At 45.5% G+C, this 18,289-nt stretch carries 18 protein-coding genes; 16 read left to right on the top strand and 2 right to left on the bottom strand.

Going from position 1 to position 18,289, the window contains the following annotated elements:
* Positions 1–85: 85 nt before the first annotated feature.
* The 16 genes from QZZ41_RS04095 (at position 86) to nifU (ending at position 16,084) form a co-directional block, all read left to right on the top strand.
* Positions 86–1,243, top strand: coding sequence for an ABC transporter substrate-binding protein (locus QZZ41_RS04095; protein ID WP_295068523.1), 1,158 nt, complete (start codon positions 86–88; stop codon positions 1,241–1,243).
* Complete coding sequence (locus QZZ41_RS04090) at positions 1,230–2,048, top strand: ABC transporter ATP-binding protein (RefSeq protein ID WP_074717616.1); 819 nt, start codon at positions 1,230–1,232, stop codon at positions 2,046–2,048. Before QZZ41_RS04095 ends, QZZ41_RS04090 begins: the two co-directional genes overlap by 14 nt.
* Positions 2,045–2,965, top strand: a complete 921-nt coding sequence (locus QZZ41_RS04085; protein ID WP_295068521.1) for an ABC transporter permease — start codon at positions 2,045–2,047, stop codon at positions 2,963–2,965. Before QZZ41_RS04090 ends, QZZ41_RS04085 begins: the two co-directional genes overlap by 4 nt.
* A gap of 708 nt (positions 2,966–3,673) precedes the next feature.
* Positions 3,674–4,570 (top strand): class I SAM-dependent methyltransferase, encoded by an 897-nt coding sequence (locus tag QZZ41_RS04080; protein ID WP_295068519.1) that lies wholly within the window; start codon positions 3,674–3,676, stop codon positions 4,568–4,570.
* A gap of 146 nt (positions 4,571–4,716) precedes the next feature.
* On the top strand, positions 4,717–5,877 hold the full coding sequence (locus QZZ41_RS04075) for an aminotransferase class V-fold PLP-dependent enzyme (protein WP_295068517.1): 1,161 nt from the start codon (positions 4,717–4,719) through the stop codon (positions 5,875–5,877).
* Positions 5,878–5,887: 10 nt separating this feature from the next.
* Positions 5,888–6,799: a PLP-dependent cysteine synthase family protein gene (locus QZZ41_RS04070; RefSeq protein ID WP_295068516.1), complete on the top strand. Its 912-nt coding sequence runs from the start codon at positions 5,888–5,890 to the stop codon at positions 6,797–6,799.
* Between the two features lie 186 nt (positions 6,800–6,985).
* Positions 6,986–7,897 carry a LysR family transcriptional regulator gene (locus QZZ41_RS04065; protein WP_295068514.1) on the top strand — a complete coding sequence of 304 codons (912 nt, stop codon included), beginning with the start codon at positions 6,986–6,988 and terminating at the stop codon, positions 7,895–7,897.
* A gap of 89 nt (positions 7,898–7,986) precedes the next feature.
* Positions 7,987–8,502 (top strand): 2-oxoacid:acceptor oxidoreductase family protein, encoded by a 516-nt coding sequence (locus QZZ41_RS04060; RefSeq protein WP_295068512.1) that lies wholly within the window; start codon positions 7,987–7,989, stop codon positions 8,500–8,502.
* Positions 8,499–8,792, top strand: a complete 294-nt coding sequence (locus QZZ41_RS04055; RefSeq protein WP_295068510.1) for a 4Fe-4S binding protein — start codon at positions 8,499–8,501, stop codon at positions 8,790–8,792. The genes QZZ41_RS04060 and QZZ41_RS04055 overlap by 4 nt, the downstream gene beginning before the upstream one ends.
* The gene (locus QZZ41_RS04050) at positions 8,789–9,961 is read left to right on the top strand and encodes a transketolase C-terminal domain-containing protein (RefSeq protein WP_295068508.1); all 1,173 of its coding nucleotides are present in this window, start codon (positions 8,789–8,791) and stop codon (positions 9,959–9,961) included. Before QZZ41_RS04055 ends, QZZ41_RS04050 begins: the two co-directional genes overlap by 4 nt.
* Positions 9,951–10,844: a thiamine pyrophosphate-dependent enzyme gene (locus QZZ41_RS04045; RefSeq protein WP_295068506.1), complete on the top strand. Its 894-nt coding sequence runs from the start codon at positions 9,951–9,953 to the stop codon at positions 10,842–10,844. The genes QZZ41_RS04050 and QZZ41_RS04045 overlap by 11 nt, the downstream gene beginning before the upstream one ends.
* A gap of 113 nt (positions 10,845–10,957) precedes the next feature.
* Positions 10,958–12,298 carry a phenylacetate--CoA ligase family protein gene (locus tag QZZ41_RS04040; protein WP_295068504.1) on the top strand — a complete coding sequence of 447 codons (1,341 nt, stop codon included), beginning with the start codon at positions 10,958–10,960 and terminating at the stop codon, positions 12,296–12,298.
* A 143-nt stretch (positions 12,299–12,441) separates the two neighbouring features.
* A complete protein-coding gene (locus QZZ41_RS04035; protein ID WP_295068501.1) occupies positions 12,442–13,608 on the top strand; it encodes a pyridoxal phosphate-dependent aminotransferase in 1,167 nt (388 codons plus the stop codon).
* Between the two features lie 4 nt (positions 13,609–13,612).
* Positions 13,613–14,068 (top strand): S-ribosylhomocysteine lyase, encoded by a 456-nt coding sequence (locus QZZ41_RS04030; RefSeq protein ID WP_295068498.1) that lies wholly within the window; start codon positions 13,613–13,615, stop codon positions 14,066–14,068.
* A gap of 396 nt (positions 14,069–14,464) precedes the next feature.
* Positions 14,465–15,655, top strand: coding sequence for a cysteine desulfurase NifS (gene nifS, locus QZZ41_RS04025; RefSeq protein WP_295068495.1), 1,191 nt, complete (start codon positions 14,465–14,467; stop codon positions 15,653–15,655).
* Between the two features lie 12 nt (positions 15,656–15,667).
* Positions 15,668–16,084, top strand: coding sequence for a Fe-S cluster assembly scaffold protein NifU (nifU, locus tag QZZ41_RS04020; RefSeq protein WP_074717589.1), 417 nt, complete (start codon positions 15,668–15,670; stop codon positions 16,082–16,084).
* A gap of 81 nt (positions 16,085–16,165) precedes the next feature.
* Here the strand turns inward: nifU and QZZ41_RS04015 are convergent, their stop codons facing one another.
* Together QZZ41_RS04015 and QZZ41_RS04010 are read right to left on the bottom strand one after the other, a co-directional pair.
* Positions 16,166–17,218, bottom strand: a complete 1,053-nt coding sequence (locus QZZ41_RS04015) for a hypothetical protein (RefSeq protein WP_295068489.1) — start codon at positions 17,216–17,218, stop codon at positions 16,166–16,168.
* Complete coding sequence (locus QZZ41_RS04010) at positions 17,193–17,936, bottom strand: RNA polymerase sigma factor (protein WP_295068487.1); 744 nt, start codon at positions 17,934–17,936, stop codon at positions 17,193–17,195. Before QZZ41_RS04010 ends, QZZ41_RS04015 begins: the two co-directional genes overlap by 26 nt.
* Positions 17,937–18,289: the final 353 nt, after the last annotated feature.

Raw genomic sequence — 18,289 nt, 5'->3', positions numbered from 1 at the left:
CCAATTCGGAGCGAATGCGATGTTGCTGATGTATTCGTGTATAAAATAAGTTTGATTTGAATTTAAGATTTGAAAGGTGATAAATATGAATAAGTTTAAGATCGTTTCCGCACTTGCAGCTCTTTCCTTACTTACAGGCTGCGGTGCATTCAATAACAACTCTCAGAGCTCTGAGACAAACACAGAGGCAAAGACAGCTGTTCAGCCTGATGCATCAGCTGCCGAAGAAACAAAGGACTGCTGCGGCGACAGTGCAGAGGCAGTTCTCGGAAAGCCCGAAAAGACCGACATCAACATCGGCTACCTCAACTCTACAGCTCATCTGCTCGCATTCGTTGCACAGGAGGAGGGCTACTTCAAGGAAGAGGGACTTAAAGTTACACTTACACAGTTCTCCAGTGCTGCTGAGCTGGTAAACGGACTTGAGTCCGACAAGCTTGACGTTGCATTCATCGGTTCAGTTCCTACACTTACATTCCAGAGTCAGGGACATGACGTTTCAATATTCGGCGGTGCAATGACAAACGGTCACGGCTATGTTATCAAGTCACAGTTCGCTGACAAGGACGAACTTGGCGTAGAAGTATTAAAGGGCAGAAATGTTGCTTCCGTAAAGAACAGCGTTCAGGACGCAGAGCTCCAGATACTTCTGAAGAATGCACATATTGAGATAGGCGAAGGCAAGGACAAGGTAAACATCGTTTACTTCGACAGCCAGAAGGACGCTTATGCAGCTCTCCTGAATGATACCATAGACGCTGCTTCCGTATACTCGCCTTACGCTTCACTTGCAAAATCACAGGGCTACAAGGTAGTTTACTACTGCGCACATGAGGAAGCACTCAAGAACCAGCCATGCTGCCGTCAGGTAGCCAAGACATCGGCTCTCAGCAGCAGCCCGAATACATATACTGCTATTGAAAGAGCATTCATCAAGGCTTATCACTTCACTCAGTCCGAACATGACAAGACTATCAAGGACGTTAAGAAGTACATCGACATTGACGAGGAGTTCATAGACACAGAGGTTTACGGCGGATACAGTGTATCAAGCCCCGATCCTGACAAGCAGGGTACTCTCACACTTAAAGATACTATCATAGAACTTGGATATACAAACGATTACGACATCGAACCATATTACAATACAGATATATACAAGAATGCACTTGACAGTATCTTAGCTGAGAACTCTGATGATATTTATAAATCGTTAGAGGAGCATTTCAATGACTACGAATAAGATTGAGATAAAAGACCTTACCGTAAATTACATAGAAAACAAGCGCAGCTTCAACGCTCTCCACGACGTTTCATTCGGCGTTGCTGACGGCGAGTTCGTAAGCGTTATCGGTGCAAGCGGTTGCGGTAAATCAACTCTGCTCAGTGTCCTGGAGGGGCTTTATGCCCCTGCCGGCGGCACAGTACAGATAGACGGCAAGGAGCTTCACGGCACAGGCACAGAGCGCGGAGTAGTATTCCAGCACTATTCACTGTTCCCGTGGATGACTACAAGAAAGAATATAGAGTTCGGCATAAAGCAGTCCAGACATGATGTAAAGCGCAGTGAACGCGCTAAGATAGCTGACGAATTCCTCACAAAGGTAGGACTTACAGGCTTCGGCAGCAAGTATCCTTCACAGCTTTCAGGCGGTATGCAGCAGCGTGCAGCTATTGCAAGAGCACTTGCAATGGATACACAGATACTTCTCATGGACGAACCATTCAGTGCTATCGACGCTAAGAACCGTGTCATTTTACAGGATCTTCTCCTTAAACTCTGGGAGGGCGACGGCTCAGAGCCGCGCAAAACTGTTGTATTCGTTACTCACGACATTGACGAGGCTATACTTCTTTCCGATAAGATAGTAGTCCTCACAGCTCACCCCGGTACAGTAAACGAAGTTGTAAACGTACCTTTTGACCGTCCTCGCAGACGCGATGACTTAGTTAAGACCGATGAATACGGCAAGTTCAGAAATAAGCTGCTCTCTCTTCTTTACAGCGATATTGCCGAGCGTATCGGCGGAGATGAGGTGGTACTATGACATTTACAAAGCGTTATCTCCGTATCACTCACCTGCTTTTCATAGTACTGCTGCTGATACAGCTTCTTCCGAACAAGTCCACAAAGGACGTATTTACAAGCTCGCTTGTTACCTTTGCTATCGGACTTGAAGTACTCGTACTTGCAGTATCTCCATTCATAAAAAAAGAAGAAGCACTTGCTCTTCTGCTTGATATTACAGGATTTGTATTCGTTATCCTTTCGGTATGGTCACTTGCTACAGCAAAATACAATGTGCTGAACGACCTGCTTTTCCCTGCACCGGGTAAGGTTATACACCAGTTCGTTGAGGATAAGGATAAGATATGGGTAAATATCATCAGCTCATTGGGTACAACTATCAAGGGCTTCCTTATTGCAGTTGCAGTAGCTGTTCCTCTCGGACTTTTCATTGGCTGGAGCGCAAGAATAGGCGGAGCTGCCACATACATCACAAAGTTCTTCAGCTCAATACCGCCTATAGTTTACATACCTTACGGTATAGCACTTCTCCCCACATTCAAGTCCGTATCCGTATTCGTTATCTTCCTCGCAACATTCTGGCCTGTATTTGCAGGTACAATGAGCGGTGTGCTCGGAGTTGACAAGAAGATAATCGACTCGGCAAAGGTACTCAACGTAAGCAAGCCTGAGATGCTGTTCAGAGTTATACTTCCTGCTTCATTACAGCAGATATTCCTCGGCTGCAATCAGGGTCTGAGCGTATCATTCATACTCCTTACATCTGCCGAGATGATAGGTGCAAGAGACGGAATGGGCTACTATGTGAAGTATTACTCTGACTTCGGAGACTATACTCGCACTATTACCGGACTTCTCGTTATCGGTTTCGTAGTAATTGCAGTTACATTCCTGTTCAACAAGCTCCAGAACCGTCTTTTAAGGTGGAAACGATAAGCGCAGAGCCTGCGCCCCCTTGCCACGTTGACGCTCGCAAGCTCGCTTACAATTATGAGAATTGATAATTGTACATCGCTTACGGCACAGCTTGTTAAGCGGTGGACTAAAAAAGGTACTACAATGAAAAATAAATATAAAATGATAAAGCCGGAGAGCGATGATCATTCGTTCTTTGGCTTTTTTATTTGTTGTACTCTTTCCCTCTTGCAGCGTAAAGCTCGGGCTGTCGAGGACGCCAGCCCCTACAGTTGTCATTTGAAGTTTATGCGTAATTGACGGGCGAGGGTCACTCGCCCTACAATCTACTTTCTACTCACTATTTACTACTCTCTACTCACTATGCACTAATAACTAACCACCTGCGAACTGCCAAAAGCGCCCCTACATATTCTACAAAGACTATAAGATTAATAGGATAATTCTATAACTATCGCCGAATATAGTCTTAGCCTATTGACAAAATAGGCTAACCATGCTATAATTCATATAGTTCCGATAGGATTACAGGGTTTAACAGAAAGGACGGCTGAACATGAAAACTTATACCATGTGTTGTTGTATGTGTAATATGATCTCACCACGCATTCTGCTTACTTATGCTCAGCGATGTTGCGCTTTTTCTGATGTCATTAAGTAAGTTCGGCTAAGCTGATATGCGTGGAATGTGTTATGCATTCTGCGCTTTTTTATATTACGGAGGTTACTATGGTCAATGAAAGAGAAAGCGTTACAGCTAAAATATGTGCGTTCGTGAGAGCATGGCACTCAAACCGTTCGCACCAGAAAATATACGATGATTACCTTGCCTACGATATGCTTGGCAAGGAGGAATATGACAGCATTTATGAACTTATCAGCAGCGGACTTGACGGCTCGCATCAGTTCTCCCGTGAGGACACCGAGCAGATAATAAGCGAATATTTCGCTCCCATACCGCTGTCAAGAATACACTTCAACGAGAGCAGACTTGCAGACTTCGCAAAGGAAAACGGAAAAGTCCAGTACGTCATCTGCGGAGCGGGCTCGGATACTTTTTCATTCCGCAACGACAATGAGAATATCGAGATATTCGAGATAGATCACCCCGATACTCAGCGTTACAAGCTTGAAAAAATAAAAGAGCTTGAATGGAATCTGCGTCCGAATGTACATTATGTACCTGTTGATTTCGAAAAGGAGCGAATGTGTGACAAGCTGCTTGAAGCGGGCTTTGACTCCTCAAAAAAGACTTTTTTCAGCATACTTGGAGTTACCTACTACCTGACGCTTGATGTGTTCACGGATACGCTGAAACAAATGGCTGAGCTCTCAGCTCTGGGCAGTGCGGTAGTATTTGACTATCCTATAAAAACGGGAGAATTCCCACGCAGAGTCGAAAGGCTCGAACTTATGACGGAAGCCCTTGGCGAGGTCATGCGCGGCGGTTACGATTACAGTGAAGTTTCACGCGCACTATACTCCCTCGGCTTCCAGATAGACACATATATGCCGCCCGAGAAGGTGCAGAAAGAGTACTTCGACGGACGACAGGACGACTTGAAAGCATTTGAAAACGTCAGCCTGATATCGGCAACATACACCGCAGGCTATGACTACGAATAATTCTGAATTCGTAATGCGTAATGCGTAATTATTGTTCCCGCTGACGCGGACGGATCTAAATAAAATGTAGGGAACGCCGCCCCCGGCGTTCCGATAAAGCTAACGGCTAAAGGCTAAGGTCTAATGGCTAAAAAAGGAGAATAATTATGAGTAATTTTAAAAATACAGAAACAGCACTTATCCACGGAGGTATCTCCATTGACGAACGTACAGGCGCAGTAAATGTGCCGATATATCAGACTTCCACATACAAGCAGGACGGTCTCGGAAAAATGCGCGGCTATGAGTACTCACGAACAGGCAACCCTACCCGTGAAGCTCTCGAAGCTCTCATCAGAGACTTAGAGGGCGGCTATGCAGGCTTTGCTTTCGGCTCGGGAATGGCTGCCCTCACAGCAGTACTCAGTCTGCTCCACAGCGGAGACAGAGTGCTCATTTCCAGCAACGTATACGGTGGTACATTCCGCCTGCTGAGCAAGGTGTTCGACCACTTTGACTTCACCTACACTATTGCAGACACCGAGCACCCTGATGTTTACGAAAGCCAGATAACAGATGACGTTAAGGCAGTCATCATTGAAAGCCCTGCAAATCCGCTTATGACAATTACCGATATAAAGGCAATTGCAGAGGTATCACACAAGCACGGACTTCTCGTTATCGTTGACAATACATTCATGACACCATATTTGCAGAAGCCTCTTTCACTTGGTGCAGATATAGTCGTACACAGCGCAACAAAGTACCTCGGCGGTCACAGCGATGTTGTATCGGGTCTTGCAGTAGTAAGCACTCCCGAGCTTGCAGAGAAAATCGCATTCATTCAGAATTCAACAGGAGGAGTCCTCGGACCATTTGATTCATTCCTGCTTATCCGCGGTATAAAAACTCTTGCAGTACGCATGGACAGACACGTTGAGAACGCAGAAAAGGTATCGGAGTATCTCCTGAACCACAAGGCTGTGAAGAACGTCTACTACCCCGGACTCAAAAGCGACAAGGGCTATGAGATCAACAAAAAGCAGGCTAAGAACGGCGGCGCGATGATCTCTTTTGAGCTCCATGAGAACTACGATATAAACACTTTCTTCGAGAGCCTTGAGCTTGTATCTCTTGCTGAGAGCCTCGGCGGTGTGGAGTCACTTGTATGCCACCCTGCAACAATGACACACGCTTCTATCCCTGCTGATATACGCAAGAAAGTCGGCATCACAGACGGACTTATCCGTCTTTCAGTGGGTATCGAAAATAATGAGGATATTATAGCAGATATCGAACAGGCTATTGCAAAATCCGAGAGAAAGTGAGATAATAGATATGAGATACTATGATTCAATGCAGGCACTCATCGGTAATACTCCCCTTGTAAGGCTCGGAAATATTACGAAAAGTGAAGGCGTGAACGTCTTTGCAAAGCTTGAACTCTACAATCCCTCGGGCAGCGTGAAAGACCGCACAGGTCTGTACATGATAAACGATGCCGAGAAAAAGGGACTCCTAAAAAAAGGCGGCACTATCGTTGAAGCTACCGCAGGCAACACAGGTCTCGGAATAGCTTTTGCGGCACTTAACCGCGGCTATAAGATAATATTCGTAGTTCCTACAAAATTCTCGGCAGAGAAACAGTCTCTTCTCCGCGCACTTGGCGCAGAGGTCGTGAATACTCCCCGTGAGCTTGGTATGCTTGGTGCAGTCGCAAAGGCTGAGGAAATAAAGGCGCAGATACCCGACTCCATTTCGCTGGAGCAGTTCAAGAACCAGAGCAATCCCCTCGCACACTACGAGACTACAGGTCGTGAGATATACGAAGCTCTTGACGGTCACATCGACTACGTTGTGGCAGGTGCAGGAAGCGGCGGTACTTACACAGGTATACTCCGCTATATCAAGGAGAGAAATCCCAAAACCAAGGGCATACTTGCTGATCCCGTGGGCTCGACTATGGGCGGCGGAGAGCACTCTGACTACAACATAGAGGGTATCGGCAACGACTTCATTGCAGATACTATGGATATGTCCCTTGTGGACGATGTTATAAAAATGAACGACGAAGAAGCATTCAGTACCGCAAGACTTCTTGCAAAGACCGAGGGCATCATCGCAGGCTCTTCCTCGGGAGCAGCAATGGCAGCGGTGCTCAAACTCATAGAAAGCGGCGCAAAGGGTAATATCGTCACTGTATTCCCTGACCGCGGCGACCGCTATTTCAGCACAGGGCTCTTTGAATAATTCGTAATGCATAATTCATAATGCATAATTATGGTGTCAGCTGACACGGACGGATTGAAATAAATTGTAAGGGACGGCGACTCCCTACAGTGTAGGGAGATGTACGAAGGACAGAGGGTCGCGGCTCCTGTTGGGAGTCCTCGACGTCCCGAAAATCCTCAAATGAGAATAAAACGGAGGTAAACAATGACTTTACAGCAGCTTAAATACATACTTGCAATATCTTCAACAGGCTCAATGAACAAGGCTGCGGAACAGCTTTATGTATCACAGCCCTCCCTGACCTCATCGGTACAGGAGCTTGAAAAGGAGATCGGCATTAAGATATTCAACCGCAGCGGACGCGGTGTTACTCTGACTAATGACGGAGTTGAGTTCGTACAGTACGCACGTCAGGTAGTAGGACAGTTCGATGTTCTTGCCGAAAAATACAGCGGCAAGGGCAATGTCAAGAAGAAGTTCGGTGTATCAACTCAGCACTACTCCTTTGCTGTAAAGGCGTTCGTGGAAATGGTCAAGGAGTTTGATACTGCGGAGTACGAATTTGCAGTCCGCGAAACAAAGACTGCCGAGGTCATCAGCGATGTTGCCACCATGAGGAGCGAGATAGGCATTATCTACCTCAACGACTTCAACCGCAAGTCCATAACAAAGCTGCTCCACTCAAACGGTCTTGAATTCCATACACTGACAAAGTGCAGTCCTTTCGTTTACCTCTGGAAAGGTCACCCACTCGCTAAGGAGAAAAAAATAACCTTTGAGCAGCTTGCCGACTACCCATGTCTTTCCTTTGAGCAGGGCGATAACAGTACATTCTATTTAGCAGAGGAGCTGCTTAGCACTGCTGATTATCAGCGCACTATCAAGGCTAACGACCGCGCAACAATGCTCAATCTTATGATAGGTCTGGGCGGATACACCCTGTGCTCGGGCATTATCTGCGAGGAACTCAACGGAGATGATTATATCGCAGTGCCTTTCGAGGACGAGTCTGACGAAGTAATGGAAATAGGCTATATCACGCTAAAAAACGTTATTCTCAGCGAAATGGCGGAAATTTATATCCGTGAGATAAAGGCGTATCTTGGTATAGACTAAACCTATAGCTCCGCATAAAAGTCCTGTATTGGACAGAATATGCGGAGAGGTGTATAATTAATTCATACTAAAATGATAGGAGAACTGTTATGACAGAAGTATTATGGCTAGGACGCGGCGGACAGGGTGCATTCACTGCCGCTAAACTCCTCGGAGCAGCATATACCATAGATGATGATAACAAGTACGCACTCGCTTTCCCCTCATTCGGACCCGAAAGACGAGGCGCACCTGTAAGGGCTTTCACAAAGCTTGATACAAAGCCCGTGGGTGACAGAAGCCAGACCGAAAAGGCTGACTACATCGTTATTATCGACGATACGCTTTACAGTCCTCAGCTACAGGGACTTCTCAAATCCACAGGCAAAATCATCGTTAACTCCAAGAACGATATCAACGGAGCTCTCACATTCGATGCTGACAGCATCGCAGCTGAGTTCAGAATTCCAACTGCAAATACCGTCATGTTCGGACTTCTCGTCGGACTTTCGGGAGTTGTCGCATCAGATGAAGCAGTTGAAGCTATCAAGGGCTATATGCCTGCAAAAATACAGGAGCGCAACATCAGCGCACTTCTTAAAGCTGTGCAGGAGGTGGCAGAATGAGACCTTACATCAGAGAGAAAAAGGACTTCACCTTTGCGGAAGTTCCCGAGAATACATCATTCGAGGCAGGCTATCTCACCACTGTCAACAGCGGCTGGAGAAGCATCAGACCTGTTATCAATAATGCAAAATGCGTTGGCTGTGAGCAGTGTTACCTCTACTGTCCCGACGGCGTTATATCAGTAAAAGACGGCAAGGCAGCCATTGACTATGACTTCTGTAAGGGCTGCGGAATATGTGCTAAGATATGTAAAATAAAGGCAATAGAAATGGAGGCGGAGCGCAAATGAGCAAGAAATTTTTATCAGGCAACGAGGCATTTGCCGAGGGCATACGCCTTGCACGTCCGCAGGTCATTTCAGCCTACCCAATAACTCCTCAGACTATAGTCGTTGAGCGTCTTTCAGAAATGGTTGAGGACGGCAGTCTCAAAGCCGAGTACGTTCACGTTGAGTCAGAACACTCCGCGCTCTCATGTGCTATCGGAGCAAGTGCCGCAGGTGCAAGAGCATTCACAGCCACATCATCACAGGGACTTCTCTACATGGCAGAATGTCTCTACTACGCAGCAGGGGGACGCTTCCCTATAGTTATGATGAACGCAGACCGCTCCACTGCTCTCCCGTGGAACATCTACGGCGACCAGCGCGACAGCCTTTCACAGCTTGACAGCGGCTGGATACAGTCCTATGCCGAGAATGCACAGGAAGCTCTGGATCTCGCGCTCATGAGCTATAAGATCGCTGAGGATAACCGTGTACAGACTCCGTATATGGCAAATCTGGACGGCTTCGTCCTCACTCATACATACGAGACTGTGGATATCCCCTCTCACGAGCAGGCAGACAAGTTTCTGCCGCCTTATGAGACAGATAACCGCATAGACTTCGATAATCCGAAGAATATGGCATTCTCCGCAGGTCCTGATACAAATTACATATTCAAATATAAAGAGCATAAGGGACTTCTTGCGGCAGCTGAGGTCATCAGAGAGACCGAAAAGGAATTCGCTGACATATTCGGAAGAAAATACAGCGGACTGACCGAGAATTACCGCACCGAGGATGCTGAATACATCATCGTTACACTTGGCAGTATCGCAGGTCTGTGCCGTGAAACTGCGGATAAGCTCCGCGAGCATGGCGTAAAGGCTGGCGTTGTTCGCATACGCTACATGAGACCTTTCCCGAACAAGGAGATAGCCGATGTTCTGAAAAATGTCAAGGCTTATGCCGTACTCGAAAAAGACGTAAGCTTCGGCAATGAGGGAACAGTATTTACTAATGTGAACTCCGCGCTGAAAAAGTCAGGTGTGAACGTTAAGGGATATAACTTCATCGGCGGTCTCGGCGGAAGAAACATCTCCGCAGGCGATATTGAAAACATTTACACAAGCATTGCAAAGGGCACGGAAAGTGTCAATTTTATTGGCATAGGAGGCGAGAATAATGGCAAATAAGGTCGCAGAAAGCATTTCAAGGGAAGAATTTTTCTACGGACACAAAGCCTGTGCAGGCTGCGGCGGAAGTCTTGCAGTAAGAGCTGCACTGAAAGTCCTCGGACCTAATGCGGTATCTGTACTGCCTGCCGGCTGTATGTCAGCGGTAGGCTTCAACTTTCCGCAGCTTTGCTTTTCAAACAATTCTATAATCTCCACATTTGCAGGTACAGCTTCCATGCTCACAGGCGTTGAGGCAGGTCTCCGTGCAAGAGGCTACAAGGACTTCACAGCAGTCGGCTTCGCAGGTGACGGCGGTACTGCCGACATCGGCATACAGGCTCTTTCGGGAGCTATCGACCGCAACGACAACATCATCTACATCTGTTACGACAACGAAGCCTACATGAATACAGGAATACAGAAAAGTGGACTTACTCCATTCGGTGCAAAGACCACAACTACTCCCGCAGGCTCGAATATCCACGGTAATATCCGTCCGAAGAAGAATATGTTCGAGATCGCTGCAGCACACGATATCCCATATGCTGCAACTGCAAGCGTGGGTTATCTGCCTGATTTTATTGCAAAGGTGCAGAAGGCTTCACAGATACAGGGTACGAAGTATATCCACGTTATCGCGCCATGTCCTACAGGCTGGGGAGTTGCTCCCGATGCAACAGTTGACATTGCAAAGGAAGTCGTTGACTGCGGACTTTGGTATCTTGCCGAATACGAAAACGGCTCATTCAAGCTCAATCACAAGCCAAAGAAGTTCACTGACGTGACCGCTTATCTGAAAAAGCAGGGACGCTTCAAGCACCTTACAGATGACGATATACAGATAATTACAGCTTCCCGTGACAGGAAGTGGGAGTTTATTGAAAAGAACTTCGAGTTATAAAATCAGTTTATAACTCATCATAGTCCATTGGTATTGGACAAATATAGAAATGTGCTGTATAATATAATCATACCAAACAGATATGAAATATATGATAATGGAGGATAAAAACAATGAGCAGAGATATTAATAACAAATTCTGGGACGAAGAGCTTGAAACTCTTCCCCGTGAGGAACTTCAGAAGAGACAGCTTGAGGACTTAAAGGAGATCGTTAAATTCGCATACGATAATGCTCCTTACTACAAGCGTTCATTCGATGAGGCAGGCGTAAAGCCCGAAGACATCAAGACTCTCAAAGACATCGAGAAGCTTCCTTTCATCAATAAGAAAACACAGCGTGATACTCAGGGCGTTGGCTCATTCTTAGGTGAGCTCGCAGCAGTTCCCGAGGAGGACGTAGTGTTCGTATCAACATCATCTGGTTCAACTGGTGTTCCTACAATGAGCCCGTTCACAAAGAAGGACTTTGATGAGTTCCAGGATACTGAGAGCCGCTGGTTCTGGCAGATAGGAATGAGACCAAATGACCGTTACGTTCACGCCCTCAACTTTTCACTCTACGTTGGCGGTCCTGACGTAATCGGTGCGCAGAACTTAGGTGCTTTATGTATCTGGGGCGGTACTCTCCCAAGCGAGAGACTTCTCTTCATCTTAAAGACATATCAGCCTACAGTTATCTGGACTTCTCCTTCATACGCTTGGCAGCTTGGTGAAAAGGCTCTCAAGGCAGGATATGATCCAAAGAAGGATTTCAGCATCAAGAAGATAATCGTTGCAGGTGAGCTCGGCGGTTCTATCGACGCTACAAGAAAGGCTATCGAGGACATCTGGGGAGCTGAGGTATTCGACTTCTATGGTCTGTCCGATATTTTCGGTGCCTGCGCTGCACAGTGCGAATACCACGACGGACTTCACATCGCTGAGAACCATATCCTCGTTGAGACAGTTGATATCCACACAGGCGAAGTTCTTGAACCGGGTCAGACAGGTGAGCTCGTATTCACAACTCTCCGCAAACACGCTCGTCCGCTTATCAGATTCAAGACAGGCGATATCGGACGTATCGACACTACACCATGCAAATGCGGACGTACACACGGCAGAATACATATCCTCGGCAGAAAGGACGATATGTTCATTGTTTCAGCTGTTAACGTATTCCCAAGCGATATCGAGGCTGTTATCCGCGAGCAGAGCGACCTGACAGGTGAGTACCTCATTCGTATCTTCGAGAAGGACTTCACAAGCAAGTATGCTGTTGAGATTGAGAAGGCAACAGGTGTTGACAAGGACGATGATACAGTTGCAGCAGAGGTAAGTGCAGCTCTCAAGGCTCGTATCGGTGTTAAGCCTGCAAGAGTAGTCGTTCACCCTGACGGCGGTCTGAATACACGTTCAGAGCACAAGTCAAGACGTGTTATCGACGAAAGAAATATTGACTACAACATTTAATGATGATATAATATATAAATGCATAATTCATAATGCATAATTAAATATCATCGCTGCAGTCGATACCGCAATTATGAATTATGAATTCTTAATTATGAATTTGAATGGGCGGTTCTCCGCCCATTTTATTTAAGGAGGAAAATATGCCACAGCTTTCAAACAGAACAGCGACTTTTACCGATTCCGTCATCAGACGTATGACGAGAATTTCAAATAAATACGGCGCGATCAATCTATCACAGGGATTTCCTGATTTCGAGCCGCCAAAGGAGATACTTGACCGTCTTGCTCAGGTAACAAAAGAGGACTTCCACCAGTACTCAATAACATGGGGTGCTCAGAATTTCCGTGAAGCCCTTGCCGAAAAGCAGTCCCGCCTTATGGGAAGAAATATTGATCCAAACGGCGAGATAGTTGTCACCTGCGGAAGCACAGAAGCTATGATGGCGGCTATGATGTCCGTTACAAACCCAGGGGATAAGGTCATCGTGTTCTCCCCTTTCTATGAGAACTACGGCGCAGATACCATACTCTCGGGAGCAGAGCCTATTTACGTTCCGCTTATACCGCCTGAATTCAGCTTCGATGCAGATGTTCTCGAAGAAGCTTTCAAACAGCACCCAAAGGCACTCATTCTCTGTAACCCGTCCAATCCGTGCGGCAAGGTGTTCACACTTGAAGAATTGCAGATAATCGCTGATCTCGCCAAGAAGTACGATACATTCGTTATCACAGACGAGGTGTACGAGCATATCGTTTATGCTCCGCACAAGCACATATATTTTGCTTCACTTCCCGATATGTGGGAGAGAACTATCTCCTGCTCTTCCCTGTCAAAGACCTATTCTATCACAGGCTGGAGACTTGGCTATGTTATAGCTCCGCCTAATATAATTGATACAGTGAAAAAAGTCCATGACTTCCTCACAGTCGGAGCTGCCGCACCTTTGCAGGAAGCCGCAGTTACGGGACTCCGCTTCGGTGACGATTATTACAAGTGGTTGCAGGATAAATATACCGAGAAACGAGACCTGTTCTTAAAGGGACTTGATGATATCGGCATACAGCATACAGTTCCGCAGGGAGCTTATTATATTTTACTCGATATTTCAGAATTTGGCTACAAGAGCGACCTCGTTTTCTGCGAAAAGCTGGCTGAGTACGTGGGTGTGGGAGCTGTTCCCGGTTCAAGCTTCTTCAAAGAGCCTGAGAACCGCTATATCCGTTTCCACTACGCTAAGAAGAATGAAACACTCAATGCGGCACTTGAACGTCTTAACGATATCAGAAAGAAAATGCCGAGGGAGTGAGGATATGAAAACTATTGCAAGCTTTACAGTTGACCACGACAAGCTGGAAAAGGGGATGTACATCTCCCGTATCGACGGTGATGCAGTTACCTATGACATACGCATGAAAAAGCCTAACGGCGGCGATTACCTCACAAACGGCGCACTTCATACATTCGAGCATTTATTTGCTACTTATGCACGTAACAGCGAATACTCAGACAGCGTTATATACGTTGGACCTATGGGCTGTCTTACAGGTTTTTATCTGATACTCCGTGACAATATATCGTCTGAGCAGGCAATACGCCTTGTACAGGACAGTTTCCGCTTTGTGGCTGATTTCAGCGGCAAGATACCCGGCTCTGAGCGTAAGGAGTGCGGAAACTACCTGCTCCATGACCTTGACGGAGCAAAGGCAGTCGCAAAGGATATGCTGACCGTGCTTGACGGATATACCGCTGAAAAACTGAATTATTAAAAATAAATTGTACTTAACTGTCATACTGATATAGATACTTTTATACTAATTATTGAGAGAACCCCTTTTGAAAAAGGGGCTTCTCTCAAACTCTCTCCCGAAAACTTCTGTTTTTATTTTTTTCCAGATAGGGCGCGACCTGTATTCTTACAGGTCTTTTTTATTATCATACGCGCCCTATCTGGGAAAAAATCAGATAAAAGTCTTTGGAAAGGGGTTCGGGGAAGAACCTTTCCTCAGAAAGGTTTTCACCGATAAATAAATATAAGCTTCTGTATGAATACCACAGTTAGGCACAGCAATTTTTTTAGTATTTAGCTTGACATTTGTAAAGCCTTGTGCTATAATATAGTATGTTGATAGGATATATCTATATACTATATATGGAGGAATACAATGGAAAAAAGATTCATATACGCCGATAATGCTGCAACTACAGCTGTTTCTGAGGAAGTTCTCACAGCTATGCTTCCCCACTTCCGTGAAGGCTACGGAAATGCTTCAAGCATTTACAAGCTTGGCAGAGAAGCTCAGAAAGCTGTTGAGACTGCGCGTGAAAAGGTGGCAAAAGCTCTCGGTGCAGAACCGAGGGAGATATACTTCACAAGCTGCGGTTCTGAGTCCGATAACTGGGCTATAAAGGGTACTGCTGAGCTTATGGCTAAGAAGGGAAAGAAGCACGTCATAACTTCCGTTTTCGAGCATCACGCTGTTCTGCACACCTGTGAATACCTCGAAAAGCACGGCTTTGAGGTGACTTATATCCCTGTAAACGACAAGGGACTTTTAGATCCCGAGGACATTCGCAAGGCAATACGCGAGGATACTGCACTCGTCACAATAATGTATGCCAATAACGAAATAGGTACTATCCAGCCTATTGACGAGATAGCAGCCATATGCCACGAAAAGGGCGTACTGTTCCACACGGACGCTGTTCAGGCTGTGGGTCACATTGATATAGATGTGCATAAGCAGGGCATTGATATGCTTTCACTTTCGGGACACAAGATACACGCACAAAAAGGAATCGGTGCTCTTTATGTCCGCAAGGGTATCGCACTTCCGAATTTTGTTCACGGCGGCGGTCAGGAACGCGGAAAACGTGCAGGTACGGAAAATGTTCCTGCAATTGTTGGTCTCGGTGTGGCTATCGAAGCTGCTACCCACGATATCGCTGGTAAAAATGCAGTTATAATTCCTCGCAGGAACAGACTTATTGACGGCATACTGAAGCTCCCCTATACACGCCTTAACGGTGACAGGGACAAACGTCTGCCGGGAAATCTCAATATCTCAATTGAGGGTATCGAGGGTGAGTCGCTGCTGCTTCTGCTGGATATGAACGGTATATGTGCTTCTTCGGGTTCAGCTTGTACATCAGGCTCTCTTGATCCGTCACACGTATTGTTGTCTATAGGTCTTGAACACGCAGTTGCACACGGTTCGCTGAGACTTTCCATTGAGGAAAATGTAACAGATGAGGACGTGGACTATATTCTTGAAGTTATTCCCAAGGTCGTTGACAGACTTCGTTCAATGTCGCCAGTATGGGAAAAAATGATGAAAGGTCAAAAATACGCATAAAGGAGTAAAAATATGTTATACAGTGAAAAAGTGCTCGACCATTTCTCAAATCCGAGAAATGTCGGTGAAATAGAGGATGCAGACGGTGTTGGCGAGATAGGCAATGCCAAGTGCGGAGATATCATGAAAATGTATCTAAAAATCGACGACAATATAATCACAGATGCCAAGTTCAAAACATTTGGCTGCGGTGCAGCTGTTGCAACTTCATCAATGGCAACAGAGCTTATCAAGGGCAAGTCCATAGACGATGCGCTCAAGCTGACAAATCAGGCAGTTGTTGAGGCACTTGACGGTCTCCCAGCTGTAAAGATACACTGTTCAGTCCTTGCAGAACAGGCTGTTCGTTCAGCTCTTTCCGATTATTATACCCGTCAGGGCATTGATCCTATTCCGATAGTCGGCGAGATAAAAGAGCCCGAGGAATAAAACTTATTTCGTTATAAAATGAAAAAGGCGGCTGCTTCTTGAAAACAGCTGCCTTTTATTGTTATAGCTTGCCCCGTAGTATCAGTTTACCTTCTGGATATAGATATCACTGGCATCTAACGTATCCTCATCTTTATAATATCTGAAAAATCCGACCATGTCTATCACATCGCCTTCTTTCAAATTATATACATCTTCATTTTCCATGCCTTCTGTAAGATTTGAATACAAGTACCAGTTCCTGCCGTCCTCTGATCTCTTATTGTAACCGTCAGCTTCTGCTATTTTCAGTCCTGTCACCTTTATCTTTATGATAGGCATATCATCATATCCTTCGCCTGATGTCAGCATTGACGGATCAGCAAGTATATCCGCATAATCAAGTGCAGGTACAGAATCATCGTATTTCAGCTGACGCAGCTCTTTTTCTTTGTTTTCGGGCTCGGGGGCAGGTATAGGAGCTCCTCTGAACTCCTCGGTAACAGGCTCTCCGTTTTCATCAGATGACTCTATAGTTCTCTGCTCGGCTTCAAAATAGCCGTCAAGATAATAGTAGATATTCCTGCTCTGATCGTATGCAAAGCTGCACCTGTAGAATATTATGTCATCGACCTTGAACAAGCCTCTAAGGTCGTATTCTCCGTATATGAAGCTTACCTTGTAGCCGTTGCTGAGTGTAACGGTATCATAATCTGCTTCAACTACCCTCGTATCCAAACCTACCATGTATACCTTCTTCATATTATCAGTAGGCTCTGTAACTGTAGTTGTCGCTGGTTCGGTAACAGGTTCGGCAGTAACAGTCTCGGTAGTAGTTGTCGTTTCTGTTTCTGTAGTAGTCTCGGTGGTTATTTCCGATGTTGTGGTATGTACAGCAGTTGTTGTAACAGGCTGCGTAGTGATCTGTGTAGTTGTAGGCTCTTCACCTGTCCATACACTGCTTACGAACTTAGGTATCGACTTTATTGCATTGCTGATACTCTCATTCTGCATACACACAACCACAAGCACAGCAGCCGCACTTGTTGCAGCTAATGTATTGCGCTTTATTTTCATTGAGCGGCGTTTCTTCTCAGCCATGCGCTCCTCAGCTTTGCGAAAGACGCTTTCACTTACCTGAATATAATCCTTCATAGACAAAGCCCTCCTTCTCAAGCTGCGCTTTCATAGCCTTTTTTCCGCGGCAGACAAGATTTTCGACCTGTTTTTTGGTCTTTTTCATTACCTGAGCAGCTTCCTTTATGCTAAGCCCCTCGATATATACAAGATGCAATGCCTGTCCGTAATCCGTGTTTACTTTGCTGAGTGCTCTGTATAAAGCTATATTCTGCTCGCGCTGTATGTATGACTTTTCAAGATTTTCCTCATCTGAAACTTCATACAGCTCATCTATGGGAAGATCATAATTCTTTGAACGTTTTTTCAGATAATCATATGTAATATTTCTGCCGATAGCATAAAGCCATGTCTTGAAGGAGCTTTTTCCCGAATACTTAGGCTTTTTCATTATAAGCTCGACAAACGTCTCCTCCATAAGCTCCTCTGCTTCACAGATATTGCGTACCATGCTGTTAATATATAATGAAAGACCGTCCTTGTACTCGCGGATAAGCTCAGTCATTCCGTCATTGTCACCTTTCATAAATCTGTCGTAATTGTTCGCGCCTTTATCGCTCTTTATCCTGTCTACTGCTGTGGCTTCAAAAAGCTGTTCAAAGACTGTAAGACAGCCTGACTGCAATAATATATCCTGTACAGCAGCAAAAGCATCACGATACATGGCAGCACCGACGCTGTATATTTTCAGATCTTTTCCGTGAAAGGCGATCTCGTTTTTTATAAATAAACTCACGCTACTGCCTCCTATACATTATACCATTTATATATTAGTCTCATTTTTTTTAAAATACACTCACCTTTCAAATATATTTTTTATTTTAAACTATTGAAGTTACTGTGTAATTTAGCCTTTAGCCGTTAGCCCTTAGCTTTTAGCCAATGTGTCGCCTTCGGCGAATAATTTAAATAATGTGAGCGTAAGCGAACACCTTCGGCTAACGGCTAATGCCTAAAGGCTAACGGCTTATTTTGTTCGGCACCTTTCCTTAAATGCCTATATACCTTGTTTTACACACTTTTTAAAAAATCCGAAAAATTTTTTTGAAAAAAGGTGAGTGTTTTTTCATTTTTCTCAGACTAATAAGT

The organism is Ruminococcus sp., assembly GCF_016283395.1.
Note: the sequence above shows the minus strand (reverse complement) of the source record. Positions and strands in the feature narration are given on the sequence as shown.